Annotated in this window: 18 protein-coding genes; 5 read left to right on the top strand and 13 right to left on the bottom strand. The window is 37.6% G+C overall.

Annotation, left to right across the window (positions count from 1 at the left end):
• Positions 1-201 precede the first annotated feature (201 nt).
• The 7 genes from JOC76_RS28250 to JOC76_RS28220 all read right to left on the bottom strand — a co-directional run bounded on the left by JOC76_RS28250 (position 202) and on the right by JOC76_RS28220 (position 9,194).
• Positions 202-1,479, bottom strand: a complete 1,278-nt coding sequence (locus tag JOC76_RS28250) for an MATE family efflux transporter (protein WP_307784782.1) — start codon at positions 1,477-1,479, stop codon at positions 202-204.
• A gap of 84 nt (positions 1,480-1,563) precedes the next feature.
• Entirely contained in the window at positions 1,564-3,336 is a 1,773-nt protein-coding gene (locus JOC76_RS28245) for an ABC transporter ATP-binding protein (protein ID WP_205182110.1), read from the bottom strand.
• 14 nt (positions 3,337-3,350) lie between these two features.
• Positions 3,351-3,566, bottom strand: coding sequence for a YdbC family protein (locus JOC76_RS28240; RefSeq protein WP_205182109.1), 216 nt, complete (start codon positions 3,564-3,566; stop codon positions 3,351-3,353).
• Positions 3,567-3,839: 273 nt separating this feature from the next.
• Positions 3,840-4,364: a 3-phenylpropionate/cinnamic acid dioxygenase subunit beta gene (locus JOC76_RS28235; RefSeq protein ID WP_205182108.1), complete on the bottom strand. Its 525-nt coding sequence runs from the start codon at positions 4,362-4,364 to the stop codon at positions 3,840-3,842.
• Complete coding sequence (locus JOC76_RS28230; protein WP_205182107.1) at positions 4,365-5,720, bottom strand: aromatic ring-hydroxylating oxygenase subunit alpha; 1,356 nt, start codon at positions 5,718-5,720, stop codon at positions 4,365-4,367.
• 182 nt (positions 5,721-5,902) lie between these two features.
• Positions 5,903-7,363: an MFS transporter gene (locus JOC76_RS28225; RefSeq protein ID WP_205182106.1), complete on the bottom strand. Its 1,461-nt coding sequence runs from the start codon at positions 7,361-7,363 to the stop codon at positions 5,903-5,905.
• A gap of 46 nt (positions 7,364-7,409) precedes the next feature.
• On the bottom strand, positions 7,410-9,194 hold the full coding sequence (locus JOC76_RS28220) for a thiamine pyrophosphate-requiring protein (RefSeq protein WP_205182105.1): 1,785 nt from the start codon (positions 9,192-9,194) through the stop codon (positions 7,410-7,412).
• Between the two features lie 160 nt (positions 9,195-9,354).
• On the opposite strand from JOC76_RS28220, the gene JOC76_RS28215 reads away from it, so the two are divergent.
• Entirely contained in the window at positions 9,355-10,236 is an 882-nt protein-coding gene (locus tag JOC76_RS28215; RefSeq protein WP_205182104.1) for a LysR family transcriptional regulator, read from the top strand.
• Positions 10,237-10,463: 227 nt separating this feature from the next.
• Entirely contained in the window at positions 10,464-11,924 is a 1,461-nt protein-coding gene (locus JOC76_RS28210; protein WP_205182103.1) for an aldehyde dehydrogenase family protein, read from the top strand.
• Positions 11,925-12,132: 208 nt separating this feature from the next.
• Here JOC76_RS28210 and JOC76_RS28205 read toward each other — a convergent pair whose 3' ends face one another.
• Both JOC76_RS28205 and JOC76_RS28200 read right to left on the bottom strand, forming a co-directional pair.
• On the bottom strand, positions 12,133-13,392 hold the full coding sequence (locus JOC76_RS28205; protein ID WP_205182102.1) for an MFS transporter: 1,260 nt from the start codon (positions 13,390-13,392) through the stop codon (positions 12,133-12,135).
• 61 nt (positions 13,393-13,453) lie between these two features.
• Entirely contained in the window at positions 13,454-15,469 is a 2,016-nt protein-coding gene (locus JOC76_RS28200) for an alpha-L-rhamnosidase-related protein (protein WP_205182101.1), read from the bottom strand.
• 143 nt (positions 15,470-15,612) lie between these two features.
• On the opposite strand from JOC76_RS28200, the gene JOC76_RS28195 reads away from it, so the two are divergent.
• Positions 15,613-16,584 (top strand): AraC family transcriptional regulator, encoded by a 972-nt coding sequence (locus JOC76_RS28195; protein WP_205182100.1) that lies wholly within the window; start codon positions 15,613-15,615, stop codon positions 16,582-16,584.
• 128 nt (positions 16,585-16,712) lie between these two features.
• Here JOC76_RS28195 and JOC76_RS28190 read toward each other — a convergent pair whose 3' ends face one another.
• The 3 genes from JOC76_RS28190 to fabF all read right to left on the bottom strand — a co-directional run bounded on the left by JOC76_RS28190 (position 16,713) and on the right by fabF (position 20,102).
• The gene (locus JOC76_RS28190) at positions 16,713-17,420 is read right to left on the bottom strand and encodes a hypothetical protein (protein ID WP_205182099.1); all 708 of its coding nucleotides are present in this window, start codon (positions 17,418-17,420) and stop codon (positions 16,713-16,715) included.
• Between the two features lie 16 nt (positions 17,421-17,436).
• Complete coding sequence (locus JOC76_RS28185) at positions 17,437-18,591, bottom strand: ParM/StbA family protein (RefSeq protein WP_205182098.1); 1,155 nt, start codon at positions 18,589-18,591, stop codon at positions 17,437-17,439.
• A 272-nt stretch (positions 18,592-18,863) separates the two neighbouring features.
• Positions 18,864-20,102, bottom strand: coding sequence for a beta-ketoacyl-ACP synthase II (gene fabF, locus JOC76_RS28180; protein WP_205182097.1), 1,239 nt, complete (start codon positions 20,100-20,102; stop codon positions 18,864-18,866).
• 123 nt (positions 20,103-20,225) lie between these two features.
• Between fabF and JOC76_RS28175 the strand changes: the two genes are divergently transcribed.
• Complete coding sequence (locus JOC76_RS28175) at positions 20,226-21,074, top strand: helix-turn-helix transcriptional regulator (RefSeq protein ID WP_205182096.1); 849 nt, start codon at positions 20,226-20,228, stop codon at positions 21,072-21,074.
• Between the two features lie 135 nt (positions 21,075-21,209).
• Here the strand turns inward: JOC76_RS28175 and JOC76_RS28170 are convergent, their stop codons facing one another.
• Positions 21,210-22,070, bottom strand: a complete 861-nt coding sequence (locus JOC76_RS28170; RefSeq protein WP_205182095.1) for a MurR/RpiR family transcriptional regulator — start codon at positions 22,068-22,070, stop codon at positions 21,210-21,212.
• A gap of 278 nt (positions 22,071-22,348) precedes the next feature.
• Between JOC76_RS28170 and JOC76_RS28165 the strand changes: the two genes are divergently transcribed.
• Positions 22,349-23,365, top strand: a complete 1,017-nt coding sequence (locus JOC76_RS28165) for a Gfo/Idh/MocA family oxidoreductase (RefSeq protein WP_205182094.1) — start codon at positions 22,349-22,351, stop codon at positions 23,363-23,365.
• The last annotated feature ends 190 nt before the right edge of the window (positions 23,366-23,555 follow it).

Raw genomic sequence — 23,555 nt, 5'->3', positions numbered from 1 at the left:
AGGGTCCCCCTTGTGTTGCCATTAATTGAGAATGAATTTCAGTTTCAAAATCATATATTAATTCTATTCTCATTGAGAACCATTGTCAATTAAATATTTTGAATTTTTATGACAAAAAAGTGAAAATTATAAATAAAAAAATGTCTGGCAAATAGTCCAGACATTTTATCGGTTCACATAAATGTTTAATTTTCTAAATTCTTAAGCTAATTCTCTTATTATATTTTTCTTTTGACGATACCAGAGAAAAAGTCCTGCTCGAAGTGCATTATCTGCTGCAATGGAAATCCATACGGCTGGTAAACCAAAACCAAGTTTCCATGCAAAAAGATAAACCCCCAATGTACGAACTATCCAAATTCCAATCATTGTCACAATCATAGGGAAAGAACTATTTCCTCCTGCTTGAACAACGGAGGTATCAACCGAGACAGATGCAAGAAATGGTTGCGAAACGGTATCTATAAACAAAACAATCATTAATAAATGAAGAACGAATTGGTTATGGGTAAATAATTTCCCAATCCATGGACTAGTTATTGCTAATAAAGCAGTAATGATCGTCATTGATAAAGCTGATTGAATATAGCTCCATTTTCTATATTCTCTAACATCTTTCAAATTATTTTCTCCAATTGCTTGCCCAATAAGTGTACTTGAAGCCACTGCAAACCCACCCCCGACAGTGGATGCAAAGGTCGTTAATGTACCAGCTATATTATGGGTGGCATAAACTTCAGTTCCCATTCGAACAATCAGCCCGAAATAAACAACTTGTCCCAATCTCATACTTAACCTTTCAATCGTTGCAGGAATGGCAAACTTGATCATACTTACGGTTAAATTCCAAAGGAATTTACAATCACTAAATATTAACGCTATGGCTGTAATCCGTTGAGAGATAATGACAAGTCTAAGAAACCCATAAATCCTTGCCAGAATCATGGCAATTGCTGCACCAGTTAGTCCAAGTCCATGGAATGAACCTATTCCAAAAATCAAAACATAATCTAGTAGGACATGAATGATATTCATTTCAACTCCTACTCGGAAAGGGGTCCTTGTATCCCCAATAGCACGAAAAGAAGCAGATTGAGCCGTAAATAACGCTATAAAGGGGGTAAGTCCTAGTACCACTTTAAAGTAAATACCGGCTGTATTTTTAAGTTTGGCATTTGCTCCGATTAGTTCAAGGAACGTATTAGCAAAAGCAACCGAAACGATTGAAAAAACTAATCCTATAAAAATGGATATAAATATTCCGTGGAAAATGACGGCTTTGTTTCTCGTTACATCTTTAGCACCAAAAGATCTAGATAAAAACACCGAAAGGGTTGCAGAAATGGCGGTAAAAACCCCAATATAAGTCATACTATAAATATTCGTGACGCCTACTGCATTAATTGCTAATAGACCTAACTTTGCAATAAAAAATGAGTCAACGACCCCAAGTAAACTTTGAAGATAGGATTCACCAATAGCTGGTAAAGCAATATTGAAAACTTTTCTGGCTTTAGAGTTAATTTGAAATCCTTCTCTCTTTAAACTTCTTTAATTATCTTACTAGTCCATCAAAACTTGTTTATTGTTATTTTGATTTAAGATTTGGATATTGAATAACTGCTCATAATACCCTTTTTGATTCATTAATTCTTCGTGAGTCCCCTGCTCAATAATTTCTCCATCTTTCATGAAGATGATTTGGTCAACATGTGTAATGGTCGATAAACGGTGGGCAATAATAATCGTTGTTCTATTTTTGGCTAATTTATCAAGCGATTCTTGAATTAGGGATTCTGATTCCAAATCCAATGCTGATGTTGCTTCATCTAGGATTAAAATTTGAGGGTTTTTGAGAAAAACTCTTGCAATGGCAACCCTTTGTTTTTGACCGCCTGATAGTTTGACACCTTTCTCCCCTATTTCTGTATCATAGCCATTGGGAAGATTAAGAATAAATTCGTGGGCATTTGCTGCCTTAGCAGACAAGATCATTTCCTCTTCAGATGCGGAAGGATTTCCCAATAAAATGTTCTCTCGAATGGTGCCGCTAAATAAAATATTATCCTGTAACACCATACCAATATGCTTTCTTAGACTTTGTTGAGTGATGTTTTCAATATTCATCCCATCAATGGTAATCTCGCCTTTATCAATATTATAAAATCGAGGAATCAGACTTATTAAAGAGGATTTACCCCCTCCACTCATCCCAACTAAAGCAACCGTTCGACCAGAGGGAATCGATAAATGAATGTTTTTTAATATATAATCCGAATCCTTATCATATCTAAACCATACATAATTAAACTTGATATCACCATTAACTTCTGTTAGCTGTTTTGCGGTCGGTTGATCTTGAACATCATAAGGTTGATCCCATAACTCTAACACCCTTTCAAGCGAAGCCGTTGCTTGTGTCAATAAAGAAGATGAATTGACTAATCTTCGTAATGGACTATAAATCCTATCTAAATAGCCGAAAAAGGCAACAAATGTCCCAATGGTAAGGTCTCCTGTCGCTACCTTATATCCACCATAGGCAATCACCAGTAATGGCGCTATATCAGTTAGTGTATTAATGATTGAATTGGTTAAAGCATTCCACTGGGTAACTTTCAACGCTTTCGTAAGGAAATTACTGTTTCGTATGTCAAATTGATTCTGATCATACTCCTCCAATGTAAAACTTTTTACAACAGGAATCCCTGCAACCCGTTCATGAAGGTAAGACTGTACATCCGCAAGGGATTGTGAACGCTGCTTAGTTAATAATTTAAGACGTTTATATAATTTTTTTACAGAGATAGCGTAAAAAGGCAAGATAGCAATCGCCACAAATGTCAGTTTTACATTCAAGGTAAACATAAAGCCGAGTGCAATGGTTAGGGTGAAGATATCTAACCAAATATTCATCATACCCGTCTCAACAATGTTTTTTGTTTGCTCCACATCGTTCATAACACGGGAAATGATTTCTCCGGTTTTATGGTTTTGATAGAAGCGAAGAGAAAGCTTTTGTAAGTGATTATAGAGTTTATCCCGAATGTCATATAAAATTCTGCTTGTTATTTCTTGAGCAAAATATTGACGATAATATTCAACTGGAAAACGAACGATAATAAATAAAACAGACGCAATCGAAATAATATAAGTGAGCTTAAGAATCTTCTCACCTAATGAGAGTTTTGTTAGCAAAATAGAATCCACGGTATATTTCATAATCAATGGTAATGTTAAAGGAATTCCAAACTTTATCACACCAATGATTAATGTAATAACAACTAACTTCCAATAAGGTTTTACAAATTTACTATATGATTTAACACTGTTCATTTTTTACTCCTCAGTTAATTTGAATTAAGAATTTCCTTCAACTTGTCTATCTCTTCTTTAGATAACGTGATCCCTTTTCCCATTTTCTCATGATTATCGGACCAGTCACGGATATCAAATTTGGGTTCCCGTCCATTCCAGCTAATCAGATTCAGTTCTTTCTTCCAGCCTTTTGCATTTTCTGAAAGTACGGCAATGGTTTGAATAATTTCATATTTAATGTCTGCCATATAAATTTCCTCCTATCTATAGTAATCACTTAAAAAAAGTGCTTCTCATTTTTTGGATCAAGTAGAAGCAAACTTTTCTATTTTGTGATTTCAATCTTAATACAATTATAAGCTTTGTATTCCTTCACCACAAAAAAGCTGTCCCAAAAATTATTTTTGGAACAGCTTATTCCTTTTGTAGTAGGAATGTGGACATTTTTCCTTGAAAAGCCCAAATTACATTTTCCTTCAAGATATTTAGTAAAACGACTTTAGTATTTCTAGGACATTTTACTATAAGAACATACTCATATTCATCGTCGTAATAACAGCCTGATCAGGAATTATTGTCCGTGAAACAATTTTATATTCGTTATGCACCTTCCGTATAATATCATTTCTCTCACCAAACAATTCTTCGATCACATGCGTAGAACCTCTGCTTCTTTTATATAAGAAATAACTAGTGACTTTAAATTCATTGGGATCTTCAGTCGGTTCAACCATAATATTTGAGATAAAATGACGCTGCCGTGTTGCGGGATTTTCCACCCAAGCGGATTTTGTATACAACCGATTGACCCGTGTAGTAAGTGATAGTTTCGTTTCTTCAAAAAAGGACGAATCACTAGCAATATCATTAACTCCAACACCTTCTACTGTTTCGCGAAGAGGCATACGATATTCAATTTCATCAGCCAGCAATTCGAGCCATTCTTTATATTTTCGGTGGTCTAAAAGATTAGCCTCTTTATGAAGAAAACGTATAATTTCTAATTCTACCTCAGGAGAGATTCTTATTTGAATACTGGAATCCATTTAAACTCCCTCCTTAACAAAGAGATCCTTTGAAATCAGCTCAAGCCATTCTTCATGCATTTTTCTAGAAATCGCATCAAGATAGCAGGTTGAATAGGCAGTTCCGGGACCAGGAAAATTTTCATCCGGTTCAATCCGATTCATACCCATTAAATAGTTGCTAACGTTGTTATAGCTTAATTCTTTATCACGCATCATCAATCCGCTGCTAACTTCAACAATTCGTGCCCATGTTTCTGTATCATCCTGCTCAAGCGTTCCAGTCGGACCGAACGATCCTAAATAACCTTTATAAGCTGATTCCTTATATTCCTTCGGAGCCGCTTTATCAATAAAGAACCAGCACCATACCTCTACTTTTTCAGGTCCAATCGGTCTCCAAAGCCGGAAGTTCAAATAATTATGCAAATGTCCCTCTGTCCCATGTATTGGACTGACAAATGATAGATTTGGATACACGCCGCCAACGAAAACCGTCACTCTTGAAAGGATGTCATATTGTTCCGGAGTTACGTTTTTCTTGAACATCGGCCACATCGATTCAGGAGTTCCCTGAAATGGCACTCTAGCTTGCCCTGTTTTAGAGGTAATCACATTAATACCATGTGCATGGTCAATGACCACCTGGTGTCCATATCCAGCGTAAAGCGGGTCTTCTGGACTAATTCCCATTTCAACTGTAGAACGATGAGTAGTTTGGACATGGTAGGGGTCAGCAGCAAAGTTTTCTGCCGTTGCTTTCCAATTCGCTTTTGCTACCCAGCGCTGCGGCAGACCAATGACTTCCATTCCCCCATCACTCCTGCCCATCATCATATCCAAATACCACTTCATATCACCTAAGTAATCTTCCAGACTTTCAGCATTTGGATCAAGATTTCCAAAAATCATCCCCTGGTAAATGCCAATTTTGGGGACTTTACGTAGTCCCCACTCGGATTTATCCATTTCTTCACCGTACACCTTATTACCAGCGACGATACCGATTAAATCCCCATCAAGGTTAAAGCTCCAACCATGATATGGACAGGTGAAAGACTTTTTGTTTCCCCGGTCCGCCGTGCAAAGCTGCGTTCCACGATGAGTACAAGAATTAAGATACGCGTTAATTTCACCATTTCGATTTTTCACGAGAAGAATAGGATCATTTACCATCCACCTGGTCACATAGCTGCCTGGCTCTTTTAACTCCGATTCATGTCCAAGAAATTGCCATGTATGCCCATATATTTTTTCAATTTCCAGTTCATAAAGATCCGGATCTGTGACAACCCACTGAGGCAGCAGCCCTTGCTCCATTTTTTCTTTTAATAGCTGGAATGCTTTTTCATCAAAAGTCTTTTTAAACAATTGCATTTTATTCAAGCCTCCTTCAATTTAAAGAGAAAACATTATAGTCGTTAGATTATCGTGCATAAAAAGATCTATTTATGAATTTTTTGTTATGTAGAATTATCTACTATGCTTTTAAAAAATGAAATAGCCCCTGTCTTTTTCCTTTAAGAAAAAGACAAGGCTGTTTTCATTCTGCTTATTTATTATTTCTCAACAGTTAAGCTCATTTGCGTGGTGACTCCTCTGTTGACGCATAACACAAAGATACAGCTGGCCGCTAGGAGAACACCATCCAACAACAGCGGCGCTCCCCAGCTTCCTGTACTATCACGAAGAACACCGGAGACAACCGGAGAAAGAACAGCACCAATCTCTGAGATAAAATTGAACATTCCAAACGCTGCACCCCGATTATTTTCTGGGGCAATTTCAGCATTCAAAGCATGTGACACTGGCTGCAGGGCAAAGAAGAATAACCCAGATACAAAGAGGATGATCGACATGATGACAGGATTGTTATGACCCGTCATTACATAGGCAGCAAATATAAAGATAGAAACAGTCAGTAATCCTGTCATAACAGCCAAAACATTCCGTCTGCCATATTCCGTTCCCGCTACCATATCGGATATTTTTCCTCCAATTGGGAAGCCAACAATTCCTGCAATTCCATTAAAGGAAGCAACCAACGCAGCTGCAACGAGTGCCCCGCCGCCAAAATCCTTTACAATCGAAACGGACCAAAAGCCATACAGCCACAAGTGCCAAATAACTGGAATAAAGGAAACGTAAAGAAAAATTAAGTTTTTATTGGCTAAAACAGGACGAATTTCAGATTTTCGCGTTTTGTATAGGAAAACAATGAAGAGCGGACAAAGACATACTAAAATAAACGCAATAGCAATATCGGATAACCCCATTTTTAAGGCAGCAAAGTAAATCCCCATAATGATCACTATGAAAACCGCTGCATACTTCAACATAAGAAGAAATGCACTTCCATATGCTTCTTTGACTGCTGGAGACTCTGGGTTCATTTTTTGAACAGATGCAGATAAAGGTTTCATATATTTAAAAATTAATAGAGACGATATTAGAGTAATAACACCTAGTAGAATAAAAGGAGAGCGCCATGCTTCTTTGCCTATCACTGGTTCCATCGCGTTGAGAAGGAGCGGGACACCAAGAGTCGCGACAGTTAGTCCAACCGAAAGTCCGGTAATGACCACACCCATTCCAAGTCCGACTTTTTCCTTTGGAGAATGATAGACAATATAAGATCGGTCATTCGAATAAAAGACCCCTTCTCCCAATCCCAATAACACACGTAAAAGAACAAACAGGATTAAGCCTGAGATAAAACCTGTGAATAGAGTCGTAATCCCTGCCCATAAAATACTTAATACCACAACGGTTCGGTGCCCAAATTTATCCCCAATGGAACCGCCAGGATATTGGTTCATCATAAACCCTGCAAAAAATAAACTGCCGATTAATCCCCCTAATCCATGAGGGTTTGGTACATTTGACAAGAAAGACACCTTATTGTCAATCATCCATGTTATGACAGGTCCGGTTGCTGTCCTGTCAATATAGGAAACAAACCACCCTAAAAACAACATTGCCCAAATCGTGTGATAGCGCTGCCAGCCCTTTTTCTTCATCCGTTATCCTCCTTCATTTCAATATACATTGATTTATAATATCTCTTTATATTTGCTGTTGGGACACATTTTGCAACCGCACATCTAATACAGCCGATCTTCCGCTTTTGACCATCTCAATAGCCTTGACTAAGCTGCCCATCAGTTCCTCCGGTCTTTCGATAATTTGCGCATAGGCCCCGCCAGCGGCTTCGGCTACTTTTGATAAATCCGACACCGGGTCGAAATTCACCCAAAATTGATCCGTTTGACTAGCAATCCCATTTGGATGTACACCCAATGTTGACATCCTCGGCGCCCCCCAGCCATGATTGTTATAAATCACCGTTAAGAATGGGACATTATATTTTCTAGAAATCCAGTGGACAGGTGTCGGATTACTGAAGATATAAGTTCCATCCCCTGTAAGATTAAGAATCATTTTCTCCGGAGCTGCCAGCTTAGCCCCAATGGCGGCACCACCGTGCCAACCCAGTGAGCTTGCCCCACTTCCGAATAGCGTTCCAGGCGTGTTCCGTGGAAGGTGTTTTGATACAACATCATAATTCGTAATGGACTCTGTCAAGACAATCGTGTCTTCATCAATTGCCTCGCGAATACAGGCTGTTAAATACTGAGGTGTAATGTTGGCAGGGTTCTGTAAGGTCTCATTCTCTTTCCATTCCTTTCTTTGTTTCGAATGGATCGTAGCAATTTGGAGGTAGCGGTTAGAAATTTTCTCTTGGTTTATATCATTAACATTGTCGATATAGGAATTTAACTGCTGAAGAGCCACCAATGAATCCGCTTTAAAAAAGCTTTCAGACGGAATGTACCATAGTGGTGTTTTCTCTTTTAATGGATCTACGTCAATATAAGAAATTGCGCACCCTTTATCCGGTTTATTAACTAATGGAATCCAAGGAATATCACTATCAATGACCAGAATATAATCTGCTTGACTTAATAATTCATTTTGAACAGGAGCATTCCATTGATACCCTATATGCATCGGGTGGTACGCGGGAAAATTTACATAGTTTGGTACGGACTCCAATACAGGAATCGCTAACTTTTCGCTAAGCTTGACTAACTCTGAAACCGCCTTCGTATTTCGACCAAGGTAGGAAGTGACAATTAAAGGATGTTCGGCTTTGATCAGATTCTCCGCAAGTTTTGCTACATCGTCTGGTGCAATCGCGCCTGGTGAAAGTGGTTTCCAACCCCGATGATCAATAGCTGGAGGTTCCATTTCCGCTTCCAATACCTCACGAGGTGCCATCAGATAGACCGGTCCTTTTGGATCACTTTCTGCTATTTGCAGCGCCCGTTGAACCAGCTGTTTTACATTTTTCCCAGTTCGGATTTCATTATCATATTTCACATATTCCCGGACAATTCCACGCTGGTCAAACACATCTTGAAGCCAATGAATATGTTCATTCCGGCTTCCTAATAGTTCCCCTTCCTGCGTATAGGGTGAAGCTCCAGCAAGAATGAATACAGGTACTCTTCCTCTAGCCGCATTATGTATGGCCCCACCCATGTTTTGGGTTCCACATTCAACATGAACAAAAACAGCCTGGGCTTTTCCGCTAACCTGAGCAAATCCATGTGCGGCACTTAAAGCAACCATTTCATGCGGGCAAATGATCACTTTCGGGAATTCTTTGTTTTCTAGTTGTGCCTGTGCCCAGCTTTCGATAATAGCAGGATGGTCACTTCCTAGGTTTGCGAAAATGTAAGAAACACCAGATTCTTGAAGCGCCTCCATTAAAGCGGAGGAAGTTGTATATTTGAAATGTTGGGCCTCTACTTGAGCTACTGCCATAGATGTTTTTTCACTTGACATAATCACATCTCCTATCCTTCGATTAATAGCCCAAATACAATTGGGAATATTTAGACTTATAAAACTTTAAAGCTATTATATTTGTAAACCCTTTCATTGTTCAATATAATATTTTTAATGATTATCATAGATACAAACTATTAAAAGGAATGTGAAGCTTGTGGAGTTTCGTCTATTAGAATATTTTGTAACCGTTTCGCAGGAATTACATTTTACAAAAGCCGCAGAAAAGCTAGGAATCAGTCAGCCTACGCTGAGTCAGCAAATCCGACTGTTGGAATCCCAGCTAGGTACTCCCTTGTTTAGCCGTGCCGGAAAAAAAGTCCGTTTAACCTATGCAGGTAACATTCTATTGAAACATTGCTCACGGATTTTTTTTGAATTAGACCAGGTAAGTACGAAAATCAAGGACGTGAGGGGGATTTTACGGGGAAAATTGTCAATTGGATGTTCGGGAGGGCATTTACTCACATCTCCAGTCTTATCCTTTCATGAAAAATATCCAGGCATTGAGCTTTCGATCATTGATTTGAGAACGAAAGAAACTTTTCAAAGGATTATAGAGAGCCAATTAGATTTAGGAGTAACTTTTTTAATGGAGGAAGACAATCGGCTCGAAACGATTCCACTTTTTGAAGAGGAATTTTATTTAGTCGTTTCCCATCTTCACGAACTTGCAGAGATCGATTCCATTCAGTTAAAAGATTTGCAAACCTATCCGCTGACGCTGCTACCTCATCAATTTACCATGCGTCACTTTTTTGAGGAGGAGAGCCAAAAGGTGGGCTTCACCATCCAACCCCGAATTGAGTTCTCGACGGTAGAGGCACTGCTTCAACTCGTAAAAAAGAATCATGACTTAGCCACCATTCTACCAAAGTCCTATCTTTCTACCATACATGACGACAAGATTAGGCAGGTACACATCATGGATCGTGATTTCCGAAAAATGATAGGGATCGTTTATAAAAAAGATTTATTCATAGACAACACCATGGATGCATTTATTAAGCAATTGATTAAAACATATAAAAAAGAATAGACGAACGTTCTCTTGATTTACTTAATTCCTAAACTCCTAGATTAATATTTTTTATCAAAGTTGCATATATAGCAATAACCTAGTTTACTTCCTAAAATATCGTTGCTAGAATTCGCCATATTCAGTTGAATATTTTAATATTTTAACTGTACATAGCTATGAACTACTTTTTTGTAAGCGCTACAATTCATGGGGACTATTTGATTATTGATGGGAGGAGTTTTTTCATGCAAGCAGTTGGGGTGTTAAATCAAAGTTTTATCAACGGGGGATGGACAGAAGGCACAAGCGCGAGAACCTATGATATTTTGAACCCATATGATGATACAGTTATTACTTCCGTTCGCTTAGCATCAAAAGAACAGTTGGATGAAGCATTTCAAATTGCTCAAGAAGCACAGAAGCAATGGTCAAAGTCAACCGTTGAAGAAAGAAGAGCCGTTCTCCATAAAGCAATGGATTATTTAAACAGGAACCGCGAGGAGATTGTCAAAACGATTGGCCTTGAGACAGGCGGTACCGTGTTAAAATCTAATATTGAATTCCATCTAACCATCGAAATTTTGGAGGAGTCGATCAAATTTGCGGATGAAATCGGTAAAGTGCGAGAAGTTCCAAGTCCGGATGATGCCAAATTAAATCATATACACCGGCTGCCATTAGGCGTGATTGCTTCTATTTCACCTTTTAATTTTCCGATGAATTTATCCATGAGGACAATCGCCCCTGCCATTGCCCTTGGAAATAGCGTTGTCCACAAGCCTGACATCCAAGTGGCCCTCTCTGGTGGTACGATCATTGCAAAAGCGTTCGAATACGCTGGTTTACCTAATGGTGTATTAAATGTGATTCTAACCGATATTAATGAAATCGGTGATGCCATGTTGACAAACCCGATTCCGAAATTCATCAGTTTTACTGGCTCCACTTCGGTTGGGCGCCATATTGGAGCTATTGCCGGCCAGAACTTAAAGCGGGTTGCACTTGAACTTGGCGGAAACAGCCCATTTATCGTTTTATCTGACGCAGACATTGACCAAGCCGTCAACGCCGCTGTCTTTGGAAAATTGGTCCATCAAGGTCAAATTTGCATGATTATCAACCGGATAATCGTACACAAAAACAAATATGACGAGTTTGTCGCCAAGTTTGTAGAACGGGCTAAAGAGCTTCCGTATGGTGATCCGAGTGATCCAAATACTGTCATCGGACCATTAGTAAATAAGCAACAGTTAGATAAAGCACTGAGGTATATTGAAGAAGCTAAAGCGGAAGGTGTAACGATTGCCTTGGAAGGACAACGGATCGGAAACATTCTGACCCCGTATGTTTTTACAGATGTTCAAAATTCCAGCAAATTGGCACAAACTGAACTTTTTGCTCCGATTGCTACTATTATAAAAGCGGAAACAGATGAAGAAGCCATTTCCTACGCCAACGATACAGAGTATGGATTAAGTTCTGCCATTTTTACAAGCGACTTAAAACATGGGGAAAATCTTGCATTACAAATTGATAGCGGCATGACCCATATCAATGATCAAACAGTGAATGACGCGCCGAATATTCCATTCGGAGGAAATAAAGCGAGTGGATTAGGCCGTTTTGGCAATCCATGGGTGGTAGAAGAATTCACCGTTACCAAATGGGTTTCCATCCAAACAAAAGATCGCCAGTATCCATTTTGATCATTAAAATCTTTTGAAATAGACCTGTAATAAGCCCCGAACGTCAACAAAGTTCGGGGCCTAAACTACTGTTTATTACATATTTAGAGATACCTGGAAGATGTGACTCTAACACCTTTGATGTCTTCTCGTTTGGAGTTGTAGGTTATTTAAAGTATAAAATTGAGTGAACATGAGGCATTTTCCATAATTCTAATTACTTTTACGATTAAGCGGCACCATTTTCCTTGGCACCTGAACCTTTGATACCTGGATCAGAGATATTATATTTTTTCACTAATTTAATTGTTGAACCTGCGAATGCCCAGCAAATTAAAAGTGAGGCAACAAGCAGCCACATCAAAAGATCTGGTGAATAGTTCATAATCATCGGTGTAAATACTGAGCAGATAGCGGTCAAAATCCGCACGATAGCGATCGATACACCCGTGACACTTGCCCGCATATCAGGTGGATAGAAAGATTGAGTCCAAATTTTATAGACCGATTCTCCATGTAAGTTGTTACAAGCGGAATAAATAAAGTAAGCCGCAGAGAAAATGATCCACGAAGTTCCGCCAAAAATTCCGGATACGACAAAAGATAGGATACAAAGGAAAATACCCGTATGCATCATGAAGTAACGATATTTTGTGTCAGCAAGTCTCATGTAGATGAAAAATAGAACAGCGATCGCCGCTAGATTGGCAAAGAAGCCTAGTGCTGTTGAATAGGATTGCGAGCGTCCGTTGATCGTGACGAGGAAATAATTGACGAACGACCCCCAAGTATTCGCTGGAATATTCCAAAAAAGGTAAAAACCAGTCACAGAAATCAGTGGCACATAATATTTTTTTGAAGCGAAGATCGCCTTTACAGAAACTTTTTGCGTTGCTTGAGCGTCCATGTTTTTATGTGCATTTTGTTCATAAAGTTCATGTTCGATTTGGTGGAATTTAGGCGAAAATGCCCGCACACCCCAGTTGAGAAGTGCGATGACGGCGATCCAAATGAAAAGTACCCGTGTCCCCATCATCCCCATTTCCGAAGTCACAAAACCAAGAGCCTGTGAGAGCAGAATTCCAAGAATCCAGAACATTTCGGTGACCGTGATTACTTTACCGTGACGTTCGGGCGAAACACGTTCGGTGATGACGGCAAGAGATGTTGGTAAATCAGCACCCGACGCAAGTCCAGCGATAACCAACCCAACGAGTAACATTACCATGTTGTTGAAAAATGCGATCAGAATGCTGCCGATTGCGACAAGTAGAATATCGATGTTAAAGACACGCACCCGACCAAATTTATCAGACAAACGACCGCCAACTAATGCCCCAATCGCAACTGATAAGGTTAGCGATGTGCTGATAACCCCTGTCCACCATGGATTGATACCGAAATGATCTGACCAGATCGCAAGCGCAATACCAGCACTTACAAGCAAAGCGGCATCAAGATAAGAAGCGATGCCAGCAACACTTGCCAAAAATCAATCTTTACTTGAAAGTTTATCTTCTGTTTTCCCCATGTTGATTTCTCCTTTTAAATTATAACTTAATTGTTATTTTTTGTCCTTTTGGTAAAGCGATCGTTTGAATCGCTAGACAAAGATTTCCTCCAGAAACGTTTGCTAATACCCTGAGTTGACCCTTTTCGAGTTCGATTGTTACTTGTCCTTCTCCAACTGGCAACGTACACGTCAGCTCATCGAAAAGATTGACCTGTGGAGCCACTTCAAAACTTTCGTAACCCGGTGCTGTAGATTGGACTCCTAATAGATAGCGCCCAATCAGATAAATCGGACTTGCCCCCCACGCATGACACAGACTCTTCCCATATTTGTCTCCATACATGGCATATTTTTCTACGCCCGTCTCATTCGGATCATAATATTCCCAAAAAGTTGTCGCACCTTCATCTAACATGCCGCCCCAATAGGATTTGATCTGTTCGATGACATATGGGTACTCACCAATTTTCGCCATCACTTCAAGTTCCCAAAATTTGAAATAAGGGGTATGGATTTCATTAATTTCTGGATTCATTAAGACATGATGTTTGATTTTCGCTGCTTTTTCTTCGTCTACAAAATTAAACAGAATCGCAAATATATTGGCGTGTTTTGTCACATTGTGTTTGCCAGATTCATAGCTATCAATGAAACCGCCCTTTTCTTCATCCCAATAAAATTTATGAATATTTGACTTTAGTCTTTCTAACTTTCCATCTAAATCATTGATAGGTATCCCAAGTGCTTGACGGACGCCAATCACACTTTGATACGCGCGTGCTAACAGCATTTGTTCTGCGCAGAGCGGACCAGAAATATCGAATTCCGCCCAATCAATATAAACCCAATCGCCTTTCTTCCCATAAATAAAACCATGTTCATCGGTTTGGGCGTTACAATATTGCAAAAGCGATTCCATTTTCGAATAAATTTTCTCAAGAAACTTCTGATCACCGAATGTTTTGTAATACTCTTCAATGCTAATCAGCCAATAAAGCGAATAATCGATGATTGTGTTGAGATGTTGTCGGAACGGATCGTTTCCGCGAAGTCCAAGAATCGTCCGCTCGACGATCTCTTTGTTGAAAAAACTATACTGATTGATGAAATAACTTTGATACGCGTCACCCGACCATACCCACTTATCACGTTTGACCCCGTCTAAAAAGAAAATATCGCTACAAGTACGGAAGGTTCGATCGGCTATCATCCAAATTTGGTTGAGTCGTTCATCAGAAGACTTGAACTGACTCACTCCGCCAAAATCGACAAATTGTTGATCGACTGTAATGGTAATAGAATTACTTTTTACATTTGGTAAGAAAATATAGCGAAACGCACGTAGTCGTGTGACATATGTGTTTTCCTCAATTTGTTCGAGCCCTGTATCTTCGGGCGATTCAATCACTTGTTTGAGATAACAGTCGTTTACATCGAGCGCTTCCGTCCTGCTCTCACCGTAACAAATCGTAACTGGTTGAAACATTTCAGAAAAAGTGATTCGCGTCTTTGCTGTGATATCATAACCAAAATCCAGAAGTCGACCTCCATTAACAGATTCGATCTTGAGTGGCGCCTTGATTTCATGAGTATAAGGAAAGTCCATTGGATTTTGCTCTTTTTTTGTAAAAAGTGCGCTTCCTCCTATTCGCTGATCATGCTCAATATAGTTCGAGGCAAGCCATGATTCATCAGAAAAAATCGTTATCCCGCTCACAAAAATACAAGGTAACCCTTCCAAGTGACAAACGATTACTTCGACGGTAACTTCACCAGAAGCGCAAGTGATCACTTGTTCAAATGGGAATTTGTCGACCTGCTCACTGCCATCTGAATTTTGCCGTTTAATTGCTACATAGCCTTTTCCCTTAGCATATACAGTAAAACTTGTCTTTTCTGTGAGATCATAAGTTCGGCTAAACCGAACATTATGGTTCCAACTAGGCGTATACCAGTAGGCAGGCCAATCAAATTCACGTTCTTCACGACTGAAATTCTGTTTCATGATATGGTAAATTTCAAAATCTCCAGGGTACCAAATCCAGTTATTCAATTCTATCTTCCTTTCACTCTACTTGTTAACCGCTTACAAAAAAAGTATAATCTAATTATAATCTAGATAAAATGGAATATATTTTTGAAAATATGGTTTTTATTCAGGTTTTCAGTAAATTTTATAGAGGAGTTTTGCAAAAAATGGAATTATCCACCTTAGATGAGCACCTATTCAAACACACAGAGATCGAGCAGATTCAACTCACAGAAAAGATGAATATCAACGAGTTGAATCTCCCTTATGCTCTCCAAAAAGTACCGAAAATTCCGAAAGAGGCGTTTTTTCTTGAGGGTAATATTTTTATCAATAAGCAGCAACGATTTTCTTACACACCAGCGCACACCCATGATTTTGTCGAAATTAACTATATGTATTCGGGGAATTGCACGCAGTATATCAATGATGAAAAAATCGAACTTAAAAAAAACCACATCATCGTTATGGATAAAGATGTGGTCCAAAAAATTGATTATATCGGTGAAAATGATATTTTGATCAATATCTTAGTACATGAAAATTTTTTATCAGCAGATATTTTGTTTAACTCTTTCCAATCGCATTCGATTTTTAGTGAATTTTTACTTAACGCTATTCGTGAAAAATCGGCTTACAGTAATTTTTTGCTAATCGACGTATCGGAAAATGAAACCATTTTGTCTGTGTTGCGAAACATGATGGTCGAGTTTTTCAATCATAAACATTTCAAACAGGAAATAATTAAACATTATTTTTCGATATTCAGTTATGAAATCAGTCGCGAACTTGAAAAACGGGCTTGGGGAGACACCCAGAATATTACTAATTGTAAAATTATGGAAATCATTAGTTACATAGATTTTCACTATCATGATATTTCACTTGATTCACTTGCTAAAGCATTAAAATATAATAAAAACTATCTGTCTACCAAAATCAAACAGGAATTAGGAAAAGGATTTTTTGATCTGTTAAACGATAAACGACTGAGTGTGGCTAAAAAGCTTTTGCGGGAGACAGAGATGACAATCGCAGATATCACGTATGAAATCGGCTATAACGATCCAAGTTATTTTTATAAAATGTTCAAGCAAAAATACGGAGAAACACCACTACGCTATCGAAAGAGACTGTGATTCTTTGAGAGGCTGTCCAAAAAGTTAAGATTTACTGACCTTTTTGGAACCCCTTTTTTTAAAAAGCTTTTTCTCCTATATAAAAAGCATCGCTAATGCGATGCCATTGGTCAATCTGCTCTTATATTTTAAAAATCAATATCTATCACTTCTTCAATAGTACCTGTCACTTGTTCACTATCGAGTAATTGCCCTTCTTTCAAATCGTTCACTTCTTCAGCGTGTTCCTTTGAAGGCTTTGTGTTATTTAAATATGCAGGATCAACAGGACGCGAAGTAATATCATTTTTAAGTTGGTTAATCTCACTCAATAGCTCGGTTCGAAAGGACTTTAACAATGTTTGGAATTGGTCCTTATCTAATTTTTGCTCACCTAGCTTCGTGATAAACCCCCGTAACTCGGTTGCTTGGAGGGACCCCATCCCAGTAGAATCAGCTACTTTACCAGAAGCAAATTCTTGTTTTAGTAGATCGATCTTACTTAAAAACTCTTCACGAAGTGAATCTATTAAAGTTAGTGTCTCTTCCTTTTGCAATTTATCCAGATCCTGCTCAACAAGATTCGTGATATAATCCTCCAACTCATTTGCCTGTGCTTTTTGCTCAAGAAATGCATACACCTTTGGAGAGATTTTTAAAGGATTTAAAATCAACCCTTCAGTTTCATTGTTACTATTTGATTCCATTCTGACCACATCCGTTTGACGAGTAGCAGGAGTTAAAAAAAAGTTTGAAAGAGCGTAAAATGGTGCAAACATCTGTGCAGTCAGATTGGAATAGATATTGTGTAATCCGACAGCGGACTTTTCACCACGAAGATGATCTTTGTTGCTCATACGTTCTTCTCCCCTCTTATGCGGAAACTACGTTTGTTTCATGCCTGCTTAAAATTTCTAGACCATATAAATTTAACTTCCTTGCATCAGGTAGGAATAGATGATTTTGCTCTCTAATATCGGAGCCATACCTTGTATCAATCGATTCTTCGATGAATTGTTTTAGAATTCCAGCGATTCCACCAATATATATATATTTATAGACTTTATCTTTTGGTGATGGGAAGGTGTTTTCAATTTTCGTTAATAAAATTTGCGTATACTCCCGTAATGACTCATGAATTTGCCCTGTCAGATCCACGGTTTTACCGCTATTTCCATCCCGTTGCTCCATTTTTGTTTTCTCTATTGTTTTGATAATGAACTCTTCTAATGAGCGAACATCATCAAAGTACTCAAGTAACTTTTCGTTTCTCAGTTTTTCAATGTGTTTTAGGTACGAAATGTCAGTGAAGCAGTTCAATGAATCCCTGCTTTTAGGAGCTTGAAGTCCTGCTTGAAGCAAGGCAAGATCAACGGTCCCTCCCCCTAAATCGACAATGAGGGTTTCAACGTTTTTAAATGAATTGGCTTCCTCACGATCCTGCAAATCAAAATCTTTTTTTATAGCCCAGCGAGCCACTTCGCTTTCGATCCGGCATTTGCTTGTTTCGACCAGAATGGTTACAACTCTTTCAAATCCTGGCGTTAAAATTGCTACTTGATGCTCCCCTTCAAATCGGCTGGCCATTTTATTTTGCATATCACTGAACTTGTTCGTTTTCTTAAGTAACCAAATGGGAAGCATAGTTGAAAAATAATTAATGTTTACTTTGTTATCTTCATTGCTATTTCCTTTTAATGCATTGTAATAGGCAACTGACGCCAGGAACATCACATAGGGAATCTCAGATTGTGTTTTATCATGAAGCTTGTTGATATGATTGTTTCCTAACACCTGTTTTTCTGCTGAATCGCCCACTAAATAAAATTTCTCAACACCGTCTATTGTTGTTGAAATGAGCATATTTTGCAGAAGGAATTGGGGGTCATTAAAAGTAGACGGAAAGTGGCCGTCTGCCTTTTCCTTCGTTAATTCTACTACATTGGTAGGAATCTCAAAATAATAACCATCCACAAGGGTTTGAAAAATAGAATTACCAAAATCGACATTCTGACGTTTTATTTCCATTATTTCTCCTCTTTTCATGCTTTTTCCTGATATAAGTATATATTTTTCTTGTCCATTTGTCTAAATATGTTATTAGTTTTTTAGATTATGAGAATTTCCAGCGTAAGAAACCCCCTTTGCTCCTCCATACCATATTTGATCTATTCCATTTCTTTCCCAGCCAAAAAAAGGACTATCAGAAAGATAGTCAAAGTTTGCAAATAAGAATATGGGGGGGTAGCTACTTACTATATACCCGCATTTTAATAAGTTAAACTAAAGGACAGCACTTGTCACAATGAATACCTCTTCAAAGCAATTACTGCATTATGCCCACCAAACCCAAATGAATTGGAGATTCCTATATTGAGATTTGTTTGTCGGGCTACGTTTGGTACATAATCTAAATCACATAATGGATCGGGGTGCTCTAAGTTGATAGTTGGCGGAATGATGCCCTCTTGGAGACTTTTTGCTAATGCAATAGCTTCAACCCCACCTGCTGCTCCTAATAAATGTCCTGTCATCGACTTATTAGCCGTGACTGGTATCCTGTATGCTTGTTCGCCAAACAAATTTTTTATCGCATTTGTTTCAGATATGTCACCTATCTCTGTACTTGTTGCATGAGCACTTATTACATCTACATCATCCGTAGAAATGGACGCATCTTTTAAAGCCATTTTCATTGCAAGATAGGCTCCTTTACCTTCTGGATGTGGAGAAACCATGTGATATGCATCAGAACTAGCACCATATCCAATTACTTCAGCATAAATTCGTGCATTTCTGCTTAAAGCATGTGTTAAAGATTCAAGTATTAAAATTCCTGCACCTTCAGACATGACAAATCCATCTCTTTTCGCATCAAAAGGACGACTAGCCGCACTTGGTTCATCATTCCTCGAAGACAACGCTTTTGCATTCCCAAAACTGGCTAGAGACAATTCTGTTATGGCTGCCTCAGCCCCTCCAGCAAATGCTACATCAGTCATACCATACCGAATAATTCTAAAAGCCTCTCCAATAGCTGTATTTCCAATTGCACAAGCAGAAACAGGTGACATAGAAGGTCCCAATGCCCCCCATTTGATACTTATTTGTGCTGAAGCTGCATTTGCTATCATCGAAGGCACCATTGTTGGACTTACCCTTTGTGGTCCTCTTTCTCGAAGTACATCAATATTATGCATCAATGTCTCAATTCCACCTATTCCCGAACCAATATATACACTAAGACGCTCTAAATCTATTTCCTTAATGTTCAAATTGGAATCATTCCATGCTTGTTCAGCTGCAACTAGAGCAAATTGACAAAATCTATCCATACGCCTTGCATCCTTCTGACCAAGCATATCCTCAGCATTGAAATCCCTAACTAATCCAGCAATTTTGGTTTTATGTTTACTTACGTCAAACCTATTAATGTAAGAAATACCAGACCTGCCTTCGGTTAAATTCCTCCAAAATGTTTCAACGTTGTTACCCAAGGGTGACACGACTCCCATCCCTGTAATCACAACTCGTTCCATATTTCTTCCTCCTCGTTATTAGATTATCTATATTTTGGCACCGTGTTTATCCTATTACAAGTTGTTGTTTATCATAGTATAATTAGTAATATGATTATCGTTTTAAGACAGGAGTAATTTAACATGAATAGTAAAACAAGATTAGAAGCTCTATCAAAGTTTTTAAAGTCAAAACGTGCAAATATACAACCTCAAACAGTAGGATTACCAACGGGAACTAGGCGGAGAACTCCAGGTCTAAGGAGGGAGGAAGTCGCCCAATTAGCGGGAGTGAGCACTACCTGGTATACATGGCTAGAACAAGGGCGGGATATTAAAGTCTCATCTTCTGTACTGGATTCTATAGCATCTGCTTTACAGTTAAATAATGATGAACGAAAGTATTTATACGATTTAGCATTAGAAGTAAACCCAAATGTGTATAAACAAGAAGTTTTACAAACAAAAATTTCCCCTTCTTTAGAAAAAATTTTAACAGAATTAAAATATTGCCCTTCTCTGATCACAGACCGACATTTCCAAATCGTTGGTTGGAATCCTGCTGCAGCCTATGTTTTTTTGGATTTTGAACAAATTCCCATTGAAGAGAGAAACTTAATCCGCTTAGTATTTACTAGGAAAGAATTGAGGTCTTTAGCTGTCAATTGGGAGCATTTTGTGAAAGGTTTTCTATCCATCTTTCGGGTTTATTATGGACAATATATGGGGGATGAATGGTACACTCAATTTCTCGAAGAAATGACTAATCTTAATCCAGAGTTTGAGTCTTTATGGCAAGAAAATCAGGTAAGTATGGCACCCGAAGTTTTAATTGAATTTAGGCATTCCAAGGCAGGAAAAATGCTATTTAATTTATCTTCTTTACAAGTTCATGGTAATACAGATTTTTGGTGTAGCATTTATACTCCAGTTGAGGGTTCATCTACTGAAGAAAAATTGAAGAGAAGGATGAATAAAAGTGAAAAAAATTAATTAATAGGTCATAAAAATACGGAAACTTCGTTTTATTCAAATAACAACATAATCGTTTAAAAGAGCCAAAATATAAAAGGAGCTACCCTTGTAGCTCCTAACAATCTCTATATTTTCACGATACACGTGATTATGTTATTTAAATAGCTCCCACTTTCTAAATGCCTTTTCCTTTTTCTTAAGATTGTCAAGGTTTCTTGTGTACTCATTCGCATAAATAACTGAAAAAATGGTGTCTAAAATATACTCAAACGCTATTTGTGAAGAAAATGTCCCTATCTTGAAGAAGTCATATTCATCATCTGGCACCTCAATTATCAGATCACATAATTTAGACATAGTCGATTCAGGATTGCCAGTTAACATGATTGAAGAGATTTTCAAAGAAGATAGATATTTTAATATTTTCAGGTGAGGCTCCGAATTGCCAGCATAACTAATAAAAATTGCACAATCTAATTGATCCATGCTTAATGCATTCCATGTTGCTTCTCCATATTCATCAGCAATGATTAGATGCTTATCAATTTTAATAAATTTGTTTTGAAAGCTACGTGCACGAATCTGAGAGTCCCCATTTCCAAAAAGAAAAATTCGTTTGGCATTTCTTACAATTTCCACTGCTTTATATAATTGGTCCCCTTCAAGTTTAAATAAGGTCTTTCTTATCGTTTCAATCATTAAATCAGCCATTTTTTTTGCAATGGTTAAAGAACTATCCGTAGGTAGAAAAGGGAAATTAGGATTAACATCTGCAATAGCATGTTTATTACTTTGTATTTCATGGATTAATGCTACTTTGAAATCTCTATACCCTGAATAACCTAACTTCTGACTAAGCCTAATAATTGCAGAGTGAGAAGTAAATGTACTTTCAGCAAGCTCTTGAATGTACATATTAGGAATATCCTCTAAACTTTTTAAAATGAAGTCAGCAATTCTTTCTTCAGTGTCAGTAAAACCTTTCTTTTGTTCAAGTTTCTTTAATAAAGTCATTTTTACCTCCACTTAGTTTGACCATAAACAAGGATTTTTTCTTATTAAAATAAGGTACAACCTCACACCACAACATGAGTGCTTTATAAAACTTATAACGCGCATATCTTTTATTGTCAAATCATCAAAATGTCACCATTTTAAACATCATGTTCAGCCTATTATCACCAATTCCGAGTTTTGTTGGAAAAGAGGTCCTATTTTATTAAAAAACGTATTCAAAATTTATCAACTTAAATATAATCAAGCTACTAAAAGAGAAATGGAGGAATTTTTTCATGTTAACGATCGGCTATATAGGAAACGGAAAAAGTACTAATCGCTATCACTTACCTTTTTCATTAAAAAATGAAAACATCCATGTGAAATCTATTTACTCACGACGAAACAACAGTGTTTGGGATAAAATTCCAAATGTCAATTATGTTGATGATCCAGATAGAATCTTTAAGGATAAAGAGATTCAATTGGTCGTCATTTGTACCCCATTAAAATTCCATTATGAATATGCCAAATTAGCTCTAGAAAATGGTAAACATGTATTAGTCGAAAAACCATTTACACAGACTTCTGACCAAGCAAGAGAGTTATTTTCATATGCAAGAGAAAAAAATCTATTCATTCAGTGTTATCAAAATCGCCGATTTGATTCAGATTTCTTAACGGTTCAAAGGGTTATTAATAGTGGTATTTTAGGAGATATTTTAGAAGTTGAAATGCACTATGATTATTTTAGACCAGAAATACCTATGTCAAGAAAATTTTCTAATGGGGAATTCAGCTATTTATATGGCCATGGATGCCATACAATCGATCAAGCATTATCTTTCTTCGGTAATCCAAATAGTATTACTTATGATGTTAGACAACTTCTTGAAAAAGGACATATGAATGACTATTTTGATTTAGACCTCTTTTATGACTCTAAAAAAGTTTCTATTAAATCAAGCTATTTTCGTTTGAAAGAACGTCCTAGCTTTGTCGTATATGGTAAGAAAGGTGTTTTTGTTAAGCAGACAAAAGATCGGCAGGAAGAACACTTGAAACTATTTTATATGCCTTCAAACAAGGATTTCGGTATTGATTTGCCTGAACATTATGGCATTCTAACTTTCGTTGATGATGAAGGAAAATATCATGAAGAAAAGGTTATTTCAGAAGTTGGTGACTATGGACGAGTTTATGATGGTGTTTATGAATCGATCATTTTTGGAAAAGAAAAAATGGTTAAGGATGAAGAAACAATACGACAAATTGAAATTTTAGAAGAGGGAATTAACTATATAGAAGAATAAAACATGGAGGAGTTATCAACAAATTTTCCATAGTTTAGGTGTCAATATGCCAGAATAATAACGTATTCTGTTTATCCAATATTAGTTCAAGAAAAGAGGCTGGGACATAAAAATTATCTATAAATAAAAAACGTGAAATTGCAGCCGCAATTTCACGTTTTTTATTTTTTTCTTATCTAAGTGGGCAAGA

This window comes from Neobacillus cucumis (assembly GCF_016908975.1).
GTDB lineage: Bacteria > Bacillota > Bacilli > Bacillales > Cytobacillaceae > Neobacillus > Neobacillus cucumis.
This window is presented reverse-complemented; position numbering and strand designations above follow the sequence as displayed.